The sequence below is a fragment of the Litorivicinus lipolyticus genome, assembly GCF_009650135.1.
GTDB lineage: Bacteria > Pseudomonadota > Gammaproteobacteria > Pseudomonadales > Litorivicinaceae > Litorivicinus > Litorivicinus lipolyticus.
The window spans coordinates 442,188-458,663 of record NZ_CP045871.1 but is presented as its reverse complement, the minus strand read 5'-3'; the positions used below and the strand labels follow the sequence as shown (position 1 = coordinate 458,663).

Here is a 16,476-nt window from a genome sequence, read left to right as displayed (position 1 = left end):
AACTATCCTAGGGAGTTCATTACCGCGATTGCATCGCGCGTCGCGGCGACATCATGCACTCGCACCCAGCGCGCCCCAGCCTTTGCTGCCAATGCAGCCGCCACCGCCGAACCGACAGCCCGGCCTTCAACCGGTTGACCGGTGATGTCACCAATCATGCGCTTGCGCGACACCCCGATAAGGGTGTCGAAGCCGGCCCGCTGAAACGCATCAATGCTCGCGAACAAAGAGCGATTATGCTCAAGCGACTTACCAAAGCCAAAACCGGGGTCCAACACCAAACGCTCTTTGCCAATGCCCGCGTCCGCGCACGCCGCAACCCGGGCCTGCAAAAACGCCATGACCTCACCAACGACATCTTGATACTCCGGTGCAGCCTGCATGTTCAACGGTGTGCCTTGCATATGCATTAGGACCAAAGGCACCTCGGACTGGGCGCACACCTCGAGCGCACCGGGGCGGGTCAACGCACGGACATCGTTGATCATGTCCGCACCCAAAGCCAGCCCCGCCTGCATCACACTGGGGGTTGAGGTATCCAGACTAACCTTGACATCCACACGCGCCTTAATCCACTCCAGCGCCGGCAATACGCGGGCCTGCTCCTCAGCTTCGGATACACTTTCGGCACCGGGACGCGTGCTTTCACCGCCCAAATCCAGCCACGTCGCCCCCTCGGCAACACAGGCGATCGCGCGGGCCAAGACCGCATCTTGAGTCAAGTCGATTTGACCACCGTCCGAAAACGAATCCGGGGTCAAGTTCATCACTGCCATGATCTCGGTCATGCATCTTCCTAATGTAAAAAGGCCCCTCGCGAGAGGGGCCCTTGTGTTAACGCGCAAACGACTAGCTGTTTGGTTGGCTGTCCGGCTCGGACGCGTCACCATCGTCCGACTCCGGTGCCGCCGGGTCGATGCTAACGGTTTCGGATTCACCCTTGGATGAATCGTCCGACGGCGGATTCCAGTCGCGCGGCGGCGACGGCTTATGACCTTGCATAATCTCATCAATTTGCGACGCGTCGATGGTTTCAAATTCCATCAGTGCCTCGGCCATCAGGTCGAGCTTATCCCGGTTATCAACCAGCAATGTACGCGCCTGGGTATAGCACTCGTCAATGATGCGGCGGACTTCCGCGTCAATCATGCGCGCGGTTTCACCCGATACGCCTTTCGCCGGTTGGCCCATGCTGCGGCCAACAAAGGGGTCGCCGTCTTCGTCATCGTACAACAGCGGACCCAAGGTCTCGGAAAGGCCCCACTTGGTGACCATCGATCGGGCAATTTTAGTCGCCCGTTCAATGTCGTTGCTGGCGCCGGTGGTAACACCCATTTCACCCAGTGTCAGTTCCTCGGCGACGCGGCCGCCGAATAACGAACACACCTGGGACAACAAGGCCTGCTTGCTGTGGCTGTACTTGTCTTCTTCGGGCAAGAACATAGTCACGCCCAAGGCCCGGCCGCGCGGAATAATCGATACCTTGTAAACCGGGTCATGCTCGGGCATCAAGCGGCCAACGATCGCGTGACCGGCTTCGTGAAAGGCCGTGTTCAACTTTTCAGACTCTTTCATCACCATGGTTTTGCGCTCGGCACCCATCATGATTTTGTCTTTGGCCAATTCGAAGTGCTTTTGGCTGACCATGCGCTCGTCATTGCGGGCCGCAAACAACGACGCCTCGTTAACTAAGTTCGCCAAGTCGGCGCCACTAAATCCGGGCGTACCACGGGCGATCACCGCCGGGTTAACTTCGTCCGAAATCGGAGTTTTTCGCATGTGGACTTTCAGGATCTGTTCGCGCCCGCGAATATCCGGCAGGCCAACCGTGACCTGACGATCGAAACGCCCCGGCCGCAACAGCGCCGAGTCCAAAACATCCGGACGGTTAGTCGCGGCAATCACAATCACGCCGTCGTTGACGTCAAAACCGTCCATTTCGACCAGCAACTGGTTCAAGGTCTGCTCGCGTTCGTCGTGACCGCCGCCCATGCCCGCACCACGTTGGCGGCCGACCGCATCGATCTCATCAATAAAGATGATACACGGCGCCTGCTTTTTGGCCTGCTCAAACATGTCGCGCACACGCGAGGCGCCGACACCGACAAACATCTCCACAAAGTCCGAACCGGAAATGGTGAAGAACGGCACCTTCGCTTCGCCAGCAATGGCTTTCGCCAGCAGCGTCTTACCGGTACCAGGAGGCCCCGCCATCAGCACGCCACGGGGGATGCGTCCGCCGAGCTTTTGAAATTTACCGGGGTCACGCAAAAACTCGACCAGCTCCTGGACGTCTTCTTTGGCTTCATCGCAACCGGCCACGTCCATGAACGTGGTTTTAATTTGGTCTTCGCTGAGCAACCGGGCTTTGGATTTACCAAAGCTCATCGGGCCACCCTTGCCGCCACCACCGCCCTGCATCTGGCGCATGAAGAACATGAACACGGCCAAAATAATCAGGATCGGAAAACTGGCTACCAGCAGTTGCGTCCACACGCTTTGTTGTTCCGGCTGCTTGCCCTCGACTTTGACGTTGTGATCCAACAAATCGTCGATCAAACGCGGGTCACTGATGGCCGGCCGAGTGGTCTCGAATGTTTCGCCGTTGGCACGGGTGCCGCTGATGGTGTAACCGCTAATGGTCACTTCACGGACCTGATCGCGGTTCACTTCCTCGACAAAATCAGAATACGGCAACTGTCGCTGCTGCGGTTCCATGCTGAAGTTGTTGAACACTGTCAACAACACCCCAGCGATGATCATCCAAAGTATCAGGTTGCGTGCCATGTATTACTCCTGTCGACGGTTGGTCCGCCTAAAATCGTGCGGGATTACCCGCGAAAATCTGTGCCTAGCAAGTACAGCTCACGTGAGCGCGGTCGTGACGCCTTTGGCTTGCGACTTTTGACGACCGCAAATGATGCTCTGCATTCCTTCAAAAACGTTTCAAAACCTTCGCCCTGAAACACCTTGATTAAGAAGGTTCCGCCCGGCCGCAACTGAGTGCGCGCGAACTCCAGCGCCAATTCGCACAACACCATCGCACGCGGCATATCTACATTGGTGTTACCTGACATATTGGGGGCCATATCGCTAATTACAACGTCCACTTCTCGACCGTCCAACACCCCCAGCAGTTCGTCCAGACAAGCCGCTTCGGTAAAGTCGCCCTGAACAAAATCCACGTCCGCCATGGCATCCATTTCAAGGATATCACTGGCGACCAAGATGCCGTTACGGCCGATCCACTGGCGCGCCATTTGGCTCCAGCCGCCCGGTGCTGCGCCTAAATCAACCACGGTCTGGTTGGGTTTGATCAAACGATCGCGCTCTTGAATCTCGATCAGTTTGAACGCCGCCCGCGAGCGATACCCCGCGGCGCGGGCTTTTTTTACATACTCATCGTCTTCGTGCTCGCGAATCCAACGTGAACTTGATTTTGAACGGGCCATAATTCTCTCTGTATCCAAGGCGCGAGATGCTAAGCTATGTGCCGACTCAACGAAAGGATCTAGAATGCTCACCGCCTCCCAGCGCAAACAATTCCGCTCAATCGGACACCAACTTAACCCAGTTGTAATGGTCGCCGACAAAGGCCTGAGCGAAGGCGTCATGGACGAACTCGAACGTGCACTTAGCGACCACGAGCTGATCAAAGTTCGCCTGCGCGCACCGCGTGACGTGCGCTCCGAGTGGCAACAAGGCTTGGTTGATCAAACCAAGGCCGAAATCGTTCAAAGCATTGGCCAGATCGTACTGCTTTATCGCCGCAACCCCAATGCCGATCCGCTGAAAAGCAACCTGCATCGCATTTCCTAAAAATACTGTTTATTTAACCAGTATCGTCCGGTAATCTCCTCAGTCATCAATCGATACTGAGGCGACACCATGCTCAACCGACTGCACATCCAAGACCTGGCCATCGTCCGCTCGCAAGCAATCGAGTACGAGCCTGGACTGACGGTATTGACCGGCGAAACCGGCGCCGGTAAATCGCTGCTATTGGACGGGCTCGGACTCATCATGGGGCAACGGGCGGACTCTAGCCTGGTCAACAGCCAATCCAAGCGCGCCGAAGTGATCGCCGAATTTGACCTCCAGCGCCTTGCCAACGCACACCAGTGGTTGTGCGCACATGACCTCGATGACGCCGACGACCCCTATGCCCTCAGCGTTCGCCGTTCAGTGACCCAAGACGGACGTTCAAAGGCCTACATCAACAACCGGCCCGTCACGCTACAAGACTTGCGCGCGCTATCCGAGCATCTAATCAGCCTGCAAGGTCAGCACGCCGCCTATGCACTCCTGCAGCCGGAACGCCAACGAACACTGGTTGATCAATACGGCCATCACCGCGAACTCAAAGGCGCCGTGCGCACGGCATGGCAGCAACACCAAACCAACCAGCTAGCACTCAAGACCTTACTCGGGACGCTGGCCGACGCCGATGCCCAGCGCGCATTGCTTGAATACCAGGTCGAAGAGCTGGACAAACTAGCGCCCGAATCGGGCGAGTGGGCGCGTTTGGAAGTAAATCTGACGCTGCTGGGATCGGCCGACGAGCGCACCGCGACCTATCAATCGACCCAATTTGAATTAAGTGAGGGTGAAAATAGTCCGCTTGCGATCACCCAACGCCTGGCCAAACGCCTGGCTTCATTTGGCAGCGGCGACACACACGCCGCCGGCGCCCACAGCCTACTTAGCGAAGCGGCGATCAATCTGGAAGAAGCGCTGCGCGAGTTGGACAGCGCCTGCGACAACATAGAATCGGACCCCGAGGCCTTGCGCCGAACCGAAACTCGCATCGCGGAGTGGATGGAACTCAGTCGCAAGCACCGGGTGGAGCCGGCAACGCTCGATCAATTGCACGGCCAGCTACAACATAAGCTCAGCCAAATGAGTGCGGACCGCAGCCGGCTGCCCGACATCGAAAACGCCGTTGTCGCCAGCGAACAAGCGCTGAAGATGGCGTGTGCCGCGCTAACCGACGCCCGTATTGCCAGCGCCGAAACGCTGATGGCCACCGTTAACGCCCAGCTCAAAGAGCTAGAGCTAAAAGATGCGGTATTGGCGTACGAACTGACGCCGAAAAAACCCAGCGCAGAGGGCGCCGAGGACATTCACTTCACCTTGACCGCCAACAGCGGTCAAAAGGCGCAGGCGCTGTCAAAAGTCGCAAGCGGGGGCGAGTTGTCGCGGATCGCACTGGCAATTCAGGTGTGCGTCGCCTCGCAACTGGAAACGCCGACCTTAATTTTTGACGAAGTCGACGTTGGGATCGGAGGCCGTACGGCCGCCAAAGTCGGCGAACTGTTGCGCAAGCTGGCCGTTACCGCGCAGGTATTCGTGGTTACCCACCAACCGCAGGTCGCGGCCGCCGGCCAAACCCACCTGCATGTCAGCAAGCACAAAGACGATCAGGGCATGCGTTCGCACGTCCAGACACTCACACCCCCCCAGCGCGTCGACGAGATCGCACGCATGCTCGGTGGACTGGATGTGACCAAGGCGACCAAAACGACCGCCCAGGAGTTATTGATGGGGGCCTAGATATGCTCGACGGACTCAATCTCAAAGGTCACGGTGCCGCCGGGCGTGTCGATGGCAACTTCGTCGCCCTCGACCTTGCCAATCAAAGCACGCGCAATGGGTGACTGAACGCTCAATAAACCCTTCTTAACGTCCGCCTCATCTTCGCCGACAATGCGGTAGGTCACCTGAGTCTCGGTGTCGACGTTCAGCAGCCCCACCGTCGTTCCAAAAATAACCTTGCCAGTGTTTTCGACCGTAGTGACATCAATCACCACACAGTTGGACAGCTTGCCCTCCAACTCCTGAATACGGCCCTCAATGAAACCTTGCTGCTCACGCGCCGCATGGTATTCAGCATTCTCTTTAAGATCGCCGTGCTCTCGGGCTTCAGCGATCGACGCGATGACTGCGGGGCGCTGAACCGATTTCAGGTCCGTTAATTCGGCACGTAGGCTTTGCTCGCCCGCCACAGTCATTGGCACTTTGTTCATATTTTCTCCAACGAAAAAACCACGGCACCCGCCGGGGTCCCGGTCAAACTGAGTTGTTGTGTCATGGGTATTTGCGCCAACATAGTGGCCTCATCGAAAAACTGCAAATTCTAACGCACACTGAGGCACGCATGGCACGCGATCGAACACTGGTATTTTCAACCGAAACCGGACGGATTGCAGAGACACCTGACGCCGACCCCGACGCGATCTTGGGCGACGGCAAAGTCCGGGTAAGACTGGAAAAAAAAGGCCGCGGCGGTAAGTCAGTGACCACCGTTACGGGGCTTGCGATGAATGCAGATGACATCAAAAGTCTAGGCAAGGCACTCAAAAAGTCAGTCGGCGTAGGTGGCGCCGTAAAAGACGGGATTATTGAGATACAAGGTGATCAGGTCGTCAAAGTCTTGGCTGCGCTCGAGGCCAAGGGTTTGAACCCCAAGCGCAGTGGTGGCTAGGTGCCGCGACTAGTTCGGTAGGATCACCGAATCGATCACGTGAATAATGCCGTTACTGGCTTCAATGTCGGTGGCGACTATTTTTGCGGCATCGATCATCACCGCCTCGCCGGCGATGCTGAAATCAACGGTGTCGCCCTGAACCGTTGTCGCCATGCCTTTGTCTTGAACCTGTGAGGCCATCACCTTGCCCGGCAGGACGTGATACGTCAGCACCGCCGCCAATTGGTCTTTATTTTCCGGCAGCAGCAAACTTTCAACCGTGCCCGCCGGCAATTTTGCAAAGGCCTCATCGGTCGGCGCAAACACCGTAAAAGGCCCTGCGCTTCGTAATGTCTCGACCAAGCCCGCCGCATCGGCCGCTGCCAATAAGGTTTTAAAGGTGCCGGCTTCGGATGCGGTATCCACGATATCGGCCTTCATCGAACCGGCCAGTGCCGAGGCACTGATCAACAGACCCATGCTGGCGGCTAGTAGTGTTTTTTTCATTGATCTCTCCAAACTCATTAAGAAGTGCCGACCGTTGGCAAAAGTGCTCATCCTGGAGACAACGACTTAGAGAGATGGCGGGCCGAAAAGTTTCCCGCCTGCCCCGCTGGTACCAGTGCGCCGGTTCACATTATTGGCGTTCTAAAAAGGCCCATTGATTGGGCGCAAGCGTGCCTGCGTTGTAGTCGTCGACCGCCTGCACTAACTCTTCGTGGGTGTTCATCACAAAGGGCCCGTGACGCGCCACCGGCTCGTTCAGCGGCGCGCCCGCAATCACCAGCATGCGCGCATCATTGCGGGCATACAGGTAGATCGGACCGTCGCCCTGCAGTATCGCCGCCTCGCCGTCGCCGATCACCTCGGGAGGGGACTCGTCAGTCGAGACCTTGGCTTGACCGTCATACACAAAGACGATGGCGTTTTGATTCGCCGGCAAGTCGATCGGGGCGCGCTGCCCGCCTTGAATATGCACATCAAGGTAGCTGACATCGGTCAGCGTTTTGGCGGCACCTTGCTGTTCACCGAACTGCCCGGCAATAACACGCACACTAAAACCCTTGGCCTGAACCTCGGGGATATCTCCGCTCTGGATGTCTTGGTAGGCAGGCTTAACCATTTTAAGGCGGCCGGGTAAGTTGACCCAGAGTTGAAAACCCCACAGCCGACCGTCGGTTTGTTTCGGCATCTCGGAATGCAAAACCCCGGAACCTGCGGTCATCCACTGGACGCCACCGTCTCGTAGCAAACCCTTGTTGCCAGCCGAGTCGTGGTGCTCCATTTTTCCTTCCAGCATGTAGGTCACGGTTTCAAAGCCGCGGTGCGGGTGCGGCGGAAAGCCCGCACCATAGGCCTTAGGATCGTTATTGCGAAAGTCGTCCAGCAACATAAACGGATCCAAATCGGGCATCGCCGGCTGGCCGATAACACGCTTGAGTTGCACCCCTGCCCCATCGCTGGTGGGCATCCCGGTAACTTTCTTGACTAGCTGTCGCCGCATTTCGAGCTCCTTGTTTTGCACTGCAATATGCTTTTTGCGTACAGTATCCGCAAGCCGTCCGCGCGCAACAGACTGCTTCCTATTCCGCACTAATTTGAGGCCATCATGTCCCAACAAACTGTTTTAATCACGGGTGCCGGCAGCGGCATCGGCCAGGGCATTGCCCAATACTTGGCCGAGCACGGCTTTGACATTGTCGCGACTGACTTGCAACTAGACAGCGCCCAAGCCACCGCCGACGCTATTACCGCCTCGGGCGGCCGTGCGCGAGCCTTTGCCATGGACGTGACAAGCGAAGCACAAACCCAGGCGGTGTTTGACCAAGTCGGCCCAGTCCACGGTCTTATTAACAACGCCGGGGTCCAACACATCGACCCCATCGAAGACTTCCCCAAAGACCGTTGGGCGCAGTTGATTCAAATTATGTTGGTGGGGCCGGCGATTACCACCGGGGTCGCCGTTAAGCGCATGCGCAGCCAGGGCTACGGCCGCATTATCAACCTCGGCAGCATCCACGGCCTGATCGCCAGCCCCTATAAAAGCGCCTACATCAGCGCTAAACATGGCTTATTAGGACTAAGTAAAACCGTGGCACTTGAAACCGCCGATACTGACATCACCATCAATACCGTCTGTCCGGCCTACGTGAAAACGCCTCTGGTCGAAAAACAGATTGCGGACCAAGCCCGCACGCGCGGGATATCCGCCCAAGAAGTCGTCGAGCAGGTCATGCTCAAACCGATGCCGAAAAAAGCCTTTATCAGCTTTGAGGAACTCGGTGGGACCTGTGCTTATCTAATGAGCCCGGCTGCGCGAAATATGACCGGCCAAGCCTTGGTGTTGGACGGCGGCTGGACCTGTACCTAACTGGAGAAACCATGCCCACAGTAAAATTTGAATACGGTGACGAGACCTTCGAGGTCACCGCTGAAATCGGCGAAAGCGTAATGATGGCGGCGGCGCGCAATCGCGTGCCCGGTATCGATGCGGATTGCGGGGGTGGCTGCAGTTGCGCAACCTGCCACGTCTACGCACCGGACGGAGCGGCCTTGCCAGCCCCCAGCGACATGGAAAAAGACATGCTTGATTTTGCCGATGCGTTGACGGATGCCAGTCGCCTGAGTTGCCAAATTGTCGTGACACCCTCCATGGACGGTGTCACCTACGTGATCCCCAAGCTCTAAGGCGTCAGCAACACCACATTGGCAGCGATTGCCTTTCCGGTCGTCGATTTCGGCGACTGACCGGTCAGCCGTGAAATGATTAACAGGGCGCGTTCCAGTCGATGCTCCAAAAAGTATGGATCGCACAACACTGCGAATGCCGATTGTCCATTCAGCAGGGGTCGTGACAGCCATTCGCCCATTTGGAAGCGCGCCGGCAAGTGTGGCCGGTTGCGCACGACAACACGATGAATCCGGACCAGCCGCATGGCCGCGTAGCGGTTAGCCAGTTCGCCTTTGCACCAGGGCACCAATTCGCCCGACTGCAACAGCAACGTCTGTTCAGTTTGAGTCGGGCCAAGGCCCAAGGTTCGAATAACGTCCATGACACGGCACTTACGCGGGTTGACGCGCGCACTGTCTTCATCCCAATACAACCACTGCAAATCATTCATTCAACGACCCTAGCACCGGGCTGAACGGCAAAACGTGCGCTGGTTAACTATGCTGATCCTGGCGCGATAGCGCTTTAGCTTTTAGCGCCACGGCCGTTACAGCCATGCACACTCAACTTTACGAGTTATTTTTTAGGGGACGTTAAATGAAAGGCTTTTTGACTCTGGCGCCAGGCGTGATCGGCGCGGTTGCCGGGCTGGGCATTAGCTTTGGCCTGCCGGATATCGGCGGTTTTATTGGCGTCGCGTTGGCCGCGGTCGGTGGCATTGCCGGCGTCATCTGGACCCAGCAACGCAGCCAGCAGGCAATCGCAAACGCCGTCATGACATGGCAGGCTGGGCGTCGCGACCTGCCTGAATGGATGGCCCCGATGGTCGACTCGCTGGACGAGCAGAGCAATGCGACACAAGCGGCAATGATGCAGTTCAACCAAGCACAGTCCCGCGTGTCTGAAGTTGAGAATCAAGCCCAGGCTGCGCAAATGGCGGTCGACAATATCTGCAACCAACTCGGCGGCGCGTCGCACAGCATGACAACCCTGATTGCATCGCTGGAAAGCGTCAGCAACGAAGCCCGGGACACGCTTGAGTTCGCCCAAGCCAACCGCAGCGACTCGTCAGCCCAGCGCGAAGCCTTAAAAGAAGCGGTCAATCAGGTACGTCGTATCAGCGGCTCGACCAGCCAGGCGTTGCAAGAAATTCAGGCGCTAGATACCCGCAGCGAAAAAATTCAGAGCGTGACCCGTGTGATTAACGACATTGCCGAACAGACCGGGCTGTTGTCGCTGAACGCGGCGATCGAGGCGGCCCGCGCCGGCGAGCAAGGCCGTGGCTTTGCGGTGGTGGCGGACGAAGTCCGAAACCTGGCGGGACGCACATCCCACGCGACCGAAGAGGTCAACGCGATCGTCGAGGAAATGGCCAAAGGCACGCGCACCGTGGTCGAGCAGATCGGTCGCTTGTCCAGCGAAGTCGAAGACGGGTCCAGCAAAATTGAAGCCATCGAAGGCAGCTTGATGACCATTGGCGAGCGCGCCGCAAAAGTCGGCGAGCGTCTGAACGGTCTGATGCAGGAGATTCAAAAACAAGTGGCCGTGGTCAATGACACCAGCCGCACCTTGGATGCACTGCGCCCGAAAAACTTCTGACACCCCGCCCTGCCCGGCATAGAATGGCGACATGAAAGATGCCGTCTATGCCAACCCTTTTGAGTCGCTAGGACCGTTCGCCTTTAACGACGACGTCGCCAGCGTGTTCCCCGACATGATTCGCCGATCAGTGCCCGGTTATGGGCAACTGGTGGGCGGCGCCGGCTTGCTCGCGGCGCGCCACGCCCTCGCCGACAGCAACCTTTACGACTTGGGTACGTCATTGGGTGCCACGGCCTTAAGCCTGTCGCGCCACGTTCGCGCGGACGGCACCCGAGTCATCGGCGTCGATAACTCCAGCGCCATGATCGAACGCGCCCGCGGGTTGCTGATCGAAGGGCGCACCGCGCAAGACCGCCCGGTTGATCTGGTCGAGGGCGACATACGCACGCTGCCCATGCATCGCGCCAGCGTCAGCTGCCTGAATTTAACCCTGCAATTTCTGCCCATGGGCGACCGCGACCTGATGATCAAAAAGATCTACGACGCGACCCTGCCCGGTGGCATTTTGCTGCTGGCCGAAAAAGTCACCTTTGACGACGCCGACCACGCCCAGTGGGTCCAGGAAGTCTATTGGGACTTCAAGCGCGCCAACGGCTATTCCGAGCTCGAAATCGCCCAAAAGCGCACGGCACTGGAAAACGTGATGTTTCCCGAGACCCCCGGCGCCCACGAAAGCCGGCTACGCGCGGCCGGCTTCGAAACCACTCGAGTGTGGCTTCAAACGCTCAATTTCATGGCCTGGATCGCGATCAAATGAGGCTACCGTGGCAGCGTGACGACTGGCCCGCACCGATGGAGCACTTGGCGCTGCTGCGCGAGGGCATTGACTTCGAACCTTGGTTGAAGCACGGCAACTTGCCGCGTTGGCTCAACAGCCTGGCGCAACTGCCGACGGCGACCGTGGATCAGATTCACCTCGATCGCTGGGTCGGGCCGCGCGGGCAGTGCTCCGATCCGGCGGCCTTGGCGGACGCGCTGCGCCAGCTCAAACCCTGGCGCAAGGGACCGTATCGCCTGTTTGACAGCGAAATCGACAGTGAATGGCGCTCGGATTTGAAATGGGACCGCATTGTCCCGCATTTGCCCCCCGCCGGCGGTCACGCGCTGGACGTCGGCTGTGGCAACGGCTACCACATGTGGCGGCTGTTGGAGCACGGCATGGACTCGGTACTGGGGGTTGATCCGTCGCTGCTATTCGCGATTCAGTTTGCCGCAATCCAGCACTACCTGCGCCACCCTGCCATTGAATACTGGCCGGTGCCGCTCGAAAGCTTGGCGCCGTCACAGCACTTTGATTTGGTCCTCAGCATGGGTGTGCTGTACCACCGCCGCTCACCGATCGAGCACCTGACCCAGCTGCGCCAGCAAATGGCGCCCGGCGCGACCTTGGTGCTGGAAACGCTGGTCATCGACGGCGACGAAAACAGCGTCCTGGTGCCGCCGGATCGATATGCGCGCATGAAAAACTGTTGGTTTATTCCGTCGGTCGCAGCGCTACAGGTGTGGTGCCGCAAACTCGGCTTCGAACAGGTCGATTGCGTTGACCTAACCGCCACCACCGGTGACGAGCAACGCTCGACGGATTGGATCGGCGGTAACAGCTTGGCCGGCGCACTGGATCCAAGCGATCCGTCACGCACATTAGAAGGACACCCTGCGCCGTTACGCGCGACGCTGATCTGCCGTTAGACCAGCTCGGCCTCACCTTGGTAGTCTTTGAGGGCACGGCGCATGCGGTCCTGAATCGCCACAATTTTGGACTCGAGCGCGTCCAGCGCTCGCTGCTCGTCAATCCCCACTTGGCTCGACGGGCGCTCGCGAATCGCGCGCATGTCGCTGTCCAAGGCGTCCAGAGGACGACTCAGGCGCTCGCACAGCCAACGGGCCGTGTCACTCGCCGACAAAGTCAACAGTGACGGATCAACCACGACAAACAGCGGTTCCAGCGACCGTTCGATGCCGCGCTGCAGGGCATCACTATCTAGCGATTCCTTGGCCAGAAAGGCCGCGGCACCGGCGTCGACCGAACCCTGGGCTGCGCTGATGTCGGCACTGCCAGTCACCACCATAACCGGGGTCCAGTTGTTGGTCGCCCGCAACCCTTCCAAAAATTCGACACCGGTTTGGCCGGGCAAATTATAATCCGTCACGATCAAATCAAACTGACTGGACTGCGCCAGCGTCAGAGCACTTTCGGCGGTGCCCGACTCGACCAAATCGATGCCCACCGTGTTTTCGCGCAACAGACGACTCAACCAAAAGCGGTCATCCGGGCTATCCTCGACCAATAACACCCGCACGCTCAGTCGCCCAATTTCGGTGCCGGCGCACCGTTCTCAAGCTGCAAAGAGCCGACCAGTTCATCCAAGGTTTGCTCAATCTGGATCGCCTCGTCTGTGAAGTCCGCTTCCATCATCGGCAAGGTAAAGTAAAAGGTCGATCCCATGCCGCCGCGGCGGTCCAACCAAATTCGGCCGCCGTGGCGATCAACCACCTTGCGACAGATCACCAAGCCCATACCGGTACCCGGATAGGTCTCGGAGTCGTGCAGGCGGCGGAACACTTCGAAAATGCTTTCGGCGAACTTGGGGTCCACACCAATGCCATTGTCCTGGACTGACAACACCCAATGTTGGCCACGTGGCTTGGCCGCAACGTAAACCCGAGGACGCGACGCCGCGCGGAATTTTATGGCGTTTTCAATCAGGTTTTGGAACAGCTGAACCAACTGAATTCGATCCCCAAGCACGGTCGGCAGTGGATCCGCCACAACCACGGCATCGGCGCCGTCGATTTCCTCCTGGGCCTGTTGCACGACCGTCTGGAACACGCTGTTTAAGTCGGTCGGCGTCATTTCAGCACCGCCGGCACCGATCCGAGAGTACGCCAGCAGGCCTTCGATCAAACCGTTCATGTGCTTGACGCTGGTCGTGGTGCGATCCAACAAGCCGGCGACTTCCGCGTTGCTGTCGCCGATCAGCCCGCGCATTTTTAGGCAATGCGCATGAATGTGCCGGATCGGCGCTTTCAAATCGTGACTGACAATGTGCGCGAACTGTTGCAGCTCTTGGTTGGACACGCGCAAATCGCGCAAGGATTGGTTGAGCTGCTCTTCGGTGCCCTTGAGCTGAGTGACGTCAACCAAGGTCACGACCGCGCCCTCAATTGACGCCTCCTCGGTGCGGTACGGCAAAATGCGCATCAATAGCCAGTCGCCGGCGCGGTTTTGAACTTCGCGCTCGATACGCTCGCCCGTTTCCAAGACCTGGCGAATATGGTCCATCATGTGTGGATCGCGAATACGGTGCGCAAAGTGATCGATCGGTCGGCCAACGTCTTGTGGAATCAAGCTAAAGGTCGATGCCACCGCAGGCGTGTACTTACGAATACGCGCTTCGGTGTCAACGAACACAGTGCCCAGATCCGTACTTTGCAGCAGATTGTCCATGTCGGCGGTCAATCGGGTCAGTTCGGCGATCTTGCGCTCGTACTCGGCATTAACCGTATACAGCTCTTCGTTGACCGAGTGCAGTTCTTCGTTGGTGCTTTGCAGCTCCTCGTTCGAGGCCATCATCTCTTCGTTGGTGGCTTGCAGTTCTTCGTTCGAGGTTTCCAACTCTTCGTTGGTCGCCAACAAATGCTCTTTCGTATAGCGCAGCTCGTATTCCAGCGCACGAATGCGCTCACGCGCCTCGACGGAAATATCCAGCGCCTCGACGGGGATAATATTCTCACCATGACCCTGCGGGCTCACCTGCAGCGGCGGGTCTTGCTGGGGCGCAACGGTCAGCAGGATATGTTCGGGGCGCGAAGTGTCTACAACCTGACTGGTTTGAACACGGCGCGCAGTGACCGTCACGATCTGACCGTTCTCGTCATCGCCGAGGCGAATCCCGCCGTACGAAATTAAGCTGCGTTCTTTGGCCGCCCGCTGAATACCGGCACCCACCGCGATTTTCAGGGCATCGACCACAATGTCCAACAAATCAATGGTCGGCCGCCCCATCAACGATCGCGTGTAGGGCGCGACATCGCCAAACACATGAATCACATTGCCGCGGATGTCGACCAAGAAACCCGCCGGCATGTACATGTCTAACAGCGCGTCGTAGGTCTTTAATAACCGAATGGTTTCCGACTGCGGCGAAGGTGGGATGCTGGGCATCTCGGCCGAATCGCTGACCATGGGTATTTGCCCGGTCGGGATCATTGGCGCTACCGGCGACATAGACGACACCGGAAAGCGACTGACGCTGGTCAAACGTGCATCCCGGCGCTTGCGATAGAGCCGCCAGTGGCGATCGACCACGTCAAACTCAGATTCCACCACGCCCGCCGTTTCCGACGGCCCCAAGAACATCACGCCGCCCTTATTGAGCGAGAAGTGGAACAGCGACAAAATTTTATCTTGGATGGGCTGCTGCAAGTAAATCAACAAGTTACGGCAACTGACCAGATCAATTTTGGTGAACGGCGGATCCTTGGTCACGTTTTGCGGCGCAAACACCACCATCCGGCGCAGTTCCGGCGATACCCGGTAGGTGCGATTGTCGGACTGGGCGATGAAGTACCGTTCTAGGCGTTCGTCCGACACATTGCTCAGGGTTTCCTTGCGGTACAACCCAGCGCCGGCGGCTTCGAGCGCGCCGGGGTGCAAGTCCGTGGCAAATATCTTGACGTTAAGTGGCTTATTTTTCAGCGTTGCCAATTCGTGCAGCATGATCGCTAACGAATAGGCTTCTTCGCCGGTCGCGCAGCCCGGTGTCCAGACCCGCAAGCTACGTTCGTTCGACAGCTTGTTGGCCATGTCATCGAGCACATTCTTGTACAGAATTTCAAAGGCTTGGGGGTCTCGGAAAAATTCCGTGACACCGATCAACAGGTCGCGGTACAGGTTTTCCAGTTCATCACCGTCTTGACGCAGGCGAGTCAAGTAATCGCCGGACGAACCAATATTGCCAATCGCCATGCGCCGCTCAATCCGGCGCCCAATGGTGCCGGGTTTGTATAGGGTAAAGTCAATGTCGTAGCGCTCGCGCAGCACGATCAGAATGCGCCAATGCGGCGTTGCCTCGGCTTCTTCTTCAAGTAGCGTCAGGCTGGAAAAGCTGGGTGATGCCGACGAGATCGCCTGTAAGGTTGCGCCCATCATTTCCGGGTCCAGCACCTTGTCGGCAACGCCGGTGCCAACCGCACTGCGCGGCATGCCATCAAACTTAGACGAGGCCGGGGCCTGGACCAATACCAAGCCACCGGATTTCTTGATTTCCAGGACACCGCGTGTGCCGTCAGTGCCGGTGCCGGAGAGCACGATACCAATTGCCCGGGTGCCAAAATCGTCGGCCAACGAGCGGAAAAACATATCGATCGGCAACGTAAATGCCGGCGCCGGGTCGCGATCGGTGAGCAGTAATTTACCGTCAGCAATGATCATTTCTTTGCGTGGCGGGATTAGGTAAACCGAATTTGCCAGCACCTCAATACCATCAACTACTCGATGAATAGGCATCGGCGTGTGGCGCGCCAACAATTCGTCCATCAAGGATTCAAAGTCCGGCGACAGGTGCTGCACAATGACGAACGCGAAGCCCAAATCCGCGGGCATCTCACTGAGTAGCTTTTCCAACGCCTCGAGGCCGCCGGCCGAGGCACCAATGCCTACCACATGGGACGGTTTATTACTCGCCACTTCGTTCTCTGACACGCTGTCTTCCTTTGGTTAAATCGTAGACCGACT

Annotated in this window: 17 protein-coding genes; 8 read left to right on the top strand and 9 right to left on the bottom strand. The window is 57.9% G+C overall.

Going from position 1 to position 16,476, the window contains the following annotated elements; translation table 11 throughout:
* Positions 1 to 2: 2 nt before the first annotated feature.
* From folP to rlmE, 3 genes are all read right to left on the bottom strand, one after another.
* A complete protein-coding gene (gene folP / locus GH975_RS02315) occupies positions 3 to 788 on the bottom strand; it encodes a dihydropteroate synthase (RefSeq protein WP_246164749.1) in 786 nt (261 codons plus the stop codon).
* 61 nt (positions 789 to 849) lie between these two features.
* Complete coding sequence (gene ftsH, locus GH975_RS02310) at positions 850 to 2,787, bottom strand: ATP-dependent zinc metalloprotease FtsH (RefSeq protein ID WP_153712966.1); 1,938 nt, start codon at positions 2,785 to 2,787, stop codon at positions 850 to 852.
* Between the two features lie 44 nt (positions 2,788 to 2,831).
* Entirely contained in the window at positions 2,832 to 3,452 is a 621-nt protein-coding gene (rlmE, locus tag GH975_RS02305; RefSeq protein WP_153712965.1) for a 23S rRNA (uridine(2552)-2'-O)-methyltransferase RlmE, read from the bottom strand.
* A 64-nt stretch (positions 3,453 to 3,516) separates the two neighbouring features.
* Here rlmE and GH975_RS02300 point away from each other — a divergent pair, with 64 nt between their 5' ends.
* Together GH975_RS02300 and recN are read left to right on the top strand one after the other, a co-directional pair.
* Positions 3,517 to 3,819 carry a YhbY family RNA-binding protein gene (locus GH975_RS02300; protein WP_153712964.1) on the top strand — a complete coding sequence of 101 codons (303 nt, stop codon included), beginning with the start codon at positions 3,517 to 3,519 and terminating at the stop codon, positions 3,817 to 3,819.
* A 69-nt stretch (positions 3,820 to 3,888) separates the two neighbouring features.
* Positions 3,889 to 5,553: a DNA repair protein RecN gene (gene recN / locus GH975_RS02295; RefSeq protein ID WP_153712963.1), complete on the top strand. Its 1,665-nt coding sequence runs from the start codon at positions 3,889 to 3,891 to the stop codon at positions 5,551 to 5,553.
* Here recN and greA read toward each other — a convergent pair.
* Positions 5,550 to 6,026, bottom strand: a complete 477-nt coding sequence (greA, locus tag GH975_RS02290; RefSeq protein ID WP_153712962.1) for a transcription elongation factor GreA — start codon at positions 6,024 to 6,026, stop codon at positions 5,550 to 5,552. The two genes, recN and greA, sit on opposite strands and share 4 nt — an antisense overlap.
* A gap of 131 nt (positions 6,027 to 6,157) precedes the next feature.
* On the opposite strand from greA, the gene GH975_RS02285 reads away from it, so the two are divergent.
* Positions 6,158 to 6,484: a translation initiation factor gene (locus GH975_RS02285; protein WP_153712961.1), complete on the top strand. Its 327-nt coding sequence runs from the start codon at positions 6,158 to 6,160 to the stop codon at positions 6,482 to 6,484.
* A 9-nt stretch (positions 6,485 to 6,493) separates the two neighbouring features.
* On the opposite strand, the gene GH975_RS02280 is transcribed toward GH975_RS02285, so the two are convergent.
* Both GH975_RS02280 and GH975_RS02275 read right to left on the bottom strand, forming a co-directional pair.
* Positions 6,494 to 6,973 (bottom strand): fasciclin domain-containing protein, encoded by a 480-nt coding sequence (locus GH975_RS02280; protein ID WP_246164748.1) that lies wholly within the window; start codon positions 6,971 to 6,973, stop codon positions 6,494 to 6,496.
* Between the two features lie 130 nt (positions 6,974 to 7,103).
* A complete protein-coding gene (locus GH975_RS02275) occupies positions 7,104 to 7,970 on the bottom strand; it encodes a pirin family protein (protein ID WP_153712959.1) in 867 nt (288 codons plus the stop codon).
* 105 nt (positions 7,971 to 8,075) lie between these two features.
* On the opposite strand from GH975_RS02275, the gene GH975_RS02270 reads away from it, so the two are divergent.
* Both GH975_RS02270 and GH975_RS02265 read left to right on the top strand, forming a co-directional pair.
* Complete coding sequence (locus tag GH975_RS02270; RefSeq protein WP_153712958.1) at positions 8,076 to 8,837, top strand: 3-hydroxybutyrate dehydrogenase; 762 nt, start codon at positions 8,076 to 8,078, stop codon at positions 8,835 to 8,837.
* Between the two features lie 11 nt (positions 8,838 to 8,848).
* A complete protein-coding gene (locus tag GH975_RS02265; RefSeq protein WP_153712957.1) occupies positions 8,849 to 9,154 on the top strand; it encodes a 2Fe-2S iron-sulfur cluster-binding protein in 306 nt (101 codons plus the stop codon).
* Here the strand turns inward: GH975_RS02265 and GH975_RS02260 are convergent.
* On the bottom strand, positions 9,151 to 9,588 hold the full coding sequence (locus GH975_RS02260; RefSeq protein WP_153712956.1) for a hypothetical protein: 438 nt from the start codon (positions 9,586 to 9,588) through the stop codon (positions 9,151 to 9,153). The genes GH975_RS02265 and GH975_RS02260 overlap by 4 nt on opposite strands.
* Positions 9,589 to 9,734: 146 nt before the next feature.
* Between GH975_RS02260 and GH975_RS02255 the strand changes: the two genes are divergently transcribed.
* The 3 genes from GH975_RS02255 to cmoB are packed head-to-tail and all read left to right on the top strand — an operon-like array spanning position 9,735 to position 12,428.
* Positions 9,735 to 10,736: a methyl-accepting chemotaxis protein gene (locus GH975_RS02255; protein ID WP_153712955.1), complete on the top strand. Its 1,002-nt coding sequence runs from the start codon at positions 9,735 to 9,737 to the stop codon at positions 10,734 to 10,736.
* Between the two features lie 31 nt (positions 10,737 to 10,767).
* The gene (gene cmoA / locus GH975_RS02250; protein ID WP_153712954.1) at positions 10,768 to 11,496 is read left to right on the top strand and encodes a carboxy-S-adenosyl-L-methionine synthase CmoA; all 729 of its coding nucleotides are present in this window, start codon (positions 10,768 to 10,770) and stop codon (positions 11,494 to 11,496) included.
* Positions 11,493 to 12,428: a tRNA 5-methoxyuridine(34)/uridine 5-oxyacetic acid(34) synthase CmoB gene (gene cmoB / locus GH975_RS02245; RefSeq protein ID WP_211365826.1), complete on the top strand. Its 936-nt coding sequence runs from the start codon at positions 11,493 to 11,495 to the stop codon at positions 12,426 to 12,428. The genes cmoA and cmoB overlap by 4 nt, the downstream gene beginning before the upstream one ends.
* Here cmoB and GH975_RS02240 read toward each other — a convergent pair.
* A complete protein-coding gene (locus tag GH975_RS02240; protein ID WP_170272517.1) occupies positions 12,425 to 13,039 on the bottom strand; it encodes a response regulator in 615 nt (204 codons plus the stop codon). The genes cmoB and GH975_RS02240 overlap by 4 nt on opposite strands.
* Before the next feature lie 2 nt (positions 13,040 to 13,041).
* On the bottom strand, positions 13,042 to 16,443 hold the full coding sequence (locus GH975_RS02235) for a chemotaxis protein CheB (protein ID WP_153712952.1): 3,402 nt from the start codon (positions 16,441 to 16,443) through the stop codon (positions 13,042 to 13,044).
* Between the last annotated feature and the right edge of the window lie 33 nt (positions 16,444 to 16,476).

What these genes read in the sequence shown, in the direction of transcription:
- folP (WP_246164749.1), bottom strand. Translation starts at nt 788, where the DNA reads ATGACCGAGATCATGGCAGTGATGAACTTGACCCCGGATTCGTTTTCG.
- ftsH (WP_153712966.1), bottom strand. Translation starts at nt 2,787, where the DNA reads ATGGCACGCAACCTGATACTTTGGATGATCATCGCTGGGGTGTTGTTG.
- rlmE (WP_153712965.1), bottom strand. Translation starts at nt 3,452, where the DNA reads ATGGCCCGTTCAAAATCAAGTTCACGTTGGATTCGCGAGCACGAAGAC.
- GH975_RS02300 (WP_153712964.1), top strand. Translation starts at nt 3,517, where the DNA reads ATGCTCACCGCCTCCCAGCGCAAACAATTCCGCTCAATCGGACACCAA.
- recN (WP_153712963.1), top strand. Translation starts at nt 3,889, where the DNA reads ATGCTCAACCGACTGCACATCCAAGACCTGGCCATCGTCCGCTCGCAA.
- greA (WP_153712962.1), bottom strand. Translation starts at nt 6,026, where the DNA reads ATGAACAAAGTGCCAATGACTGTGGCGGGCGAGCAAAGCCTACGTGCC.
- GH975_RS02285 (WP_153712961.1), top strand. Translation starts at nt 6,158, where the DNA reads ATGGCACGCGATCGAACACTGGTATTTTCAACCGAAACCGGACGGATT.
- GH975_RS02280 (WP_246164748.1), bottom strand. Translation starts at nt 6,973, where the DNA reads ATGAAAAAAACACTACTAGCCGCCAGCATGGGTCTGTTGATCAGTGCC.
- GH975_RS02275 (WP_153712959.1), bottom strand. Translation starts at nt 7,970, where the DNA reads ATGCGGCGACAGCTAGTCAAGAAAGTTACCGGGATGCCCACCAGCGAT.
- GH975_RS02270 (WP_153712958.1), top strand. Translation starts at nt 8,076, where the DNA reads ATGTCCCAACAAACTGTTTTAATCACGGGTGCCGGCAGCGGCATCGGC.
- GH975_RS02265 (WP_153712957.1), top strand. Translation starts at nt 8,849, where the DNA reads ATGCCCACAGTAAAATTTGAATACGGTGACGAGACCTTCGAGGTCACC.
- GH975_RS02260 (WP_153712956.1), bottom strand. Translation starts at nt 9,588, where the DNA reads ATGAATGATTTGCAGTGGTTGTATTGGGATGAAGACAGTGCGCGCGTC.
- GH975_RS02255 (WP_153712955.1), top strand. Translation starts at nt 9,735, where the DNA reads ATGAAAGGCTTTTTGACTCTGGCGCCAGGCGTGATCGGCGCGGTTGCC.
- cmoA (WP_153712954.1), top strand. Translation starts at nt 10,768, where the DNA reads ATGAAAGATGCCGTCTATGCCAACCCTTTTGAGTCGCTAGGACCGTTC.
- cmoB (WP_211365826.1), top strand. Translation starts at nt 11,493, where the DNA reads ATGAGGCTACCGTGGCAGCGTGACGACTGGCCCGCACCGATGGAGCAC.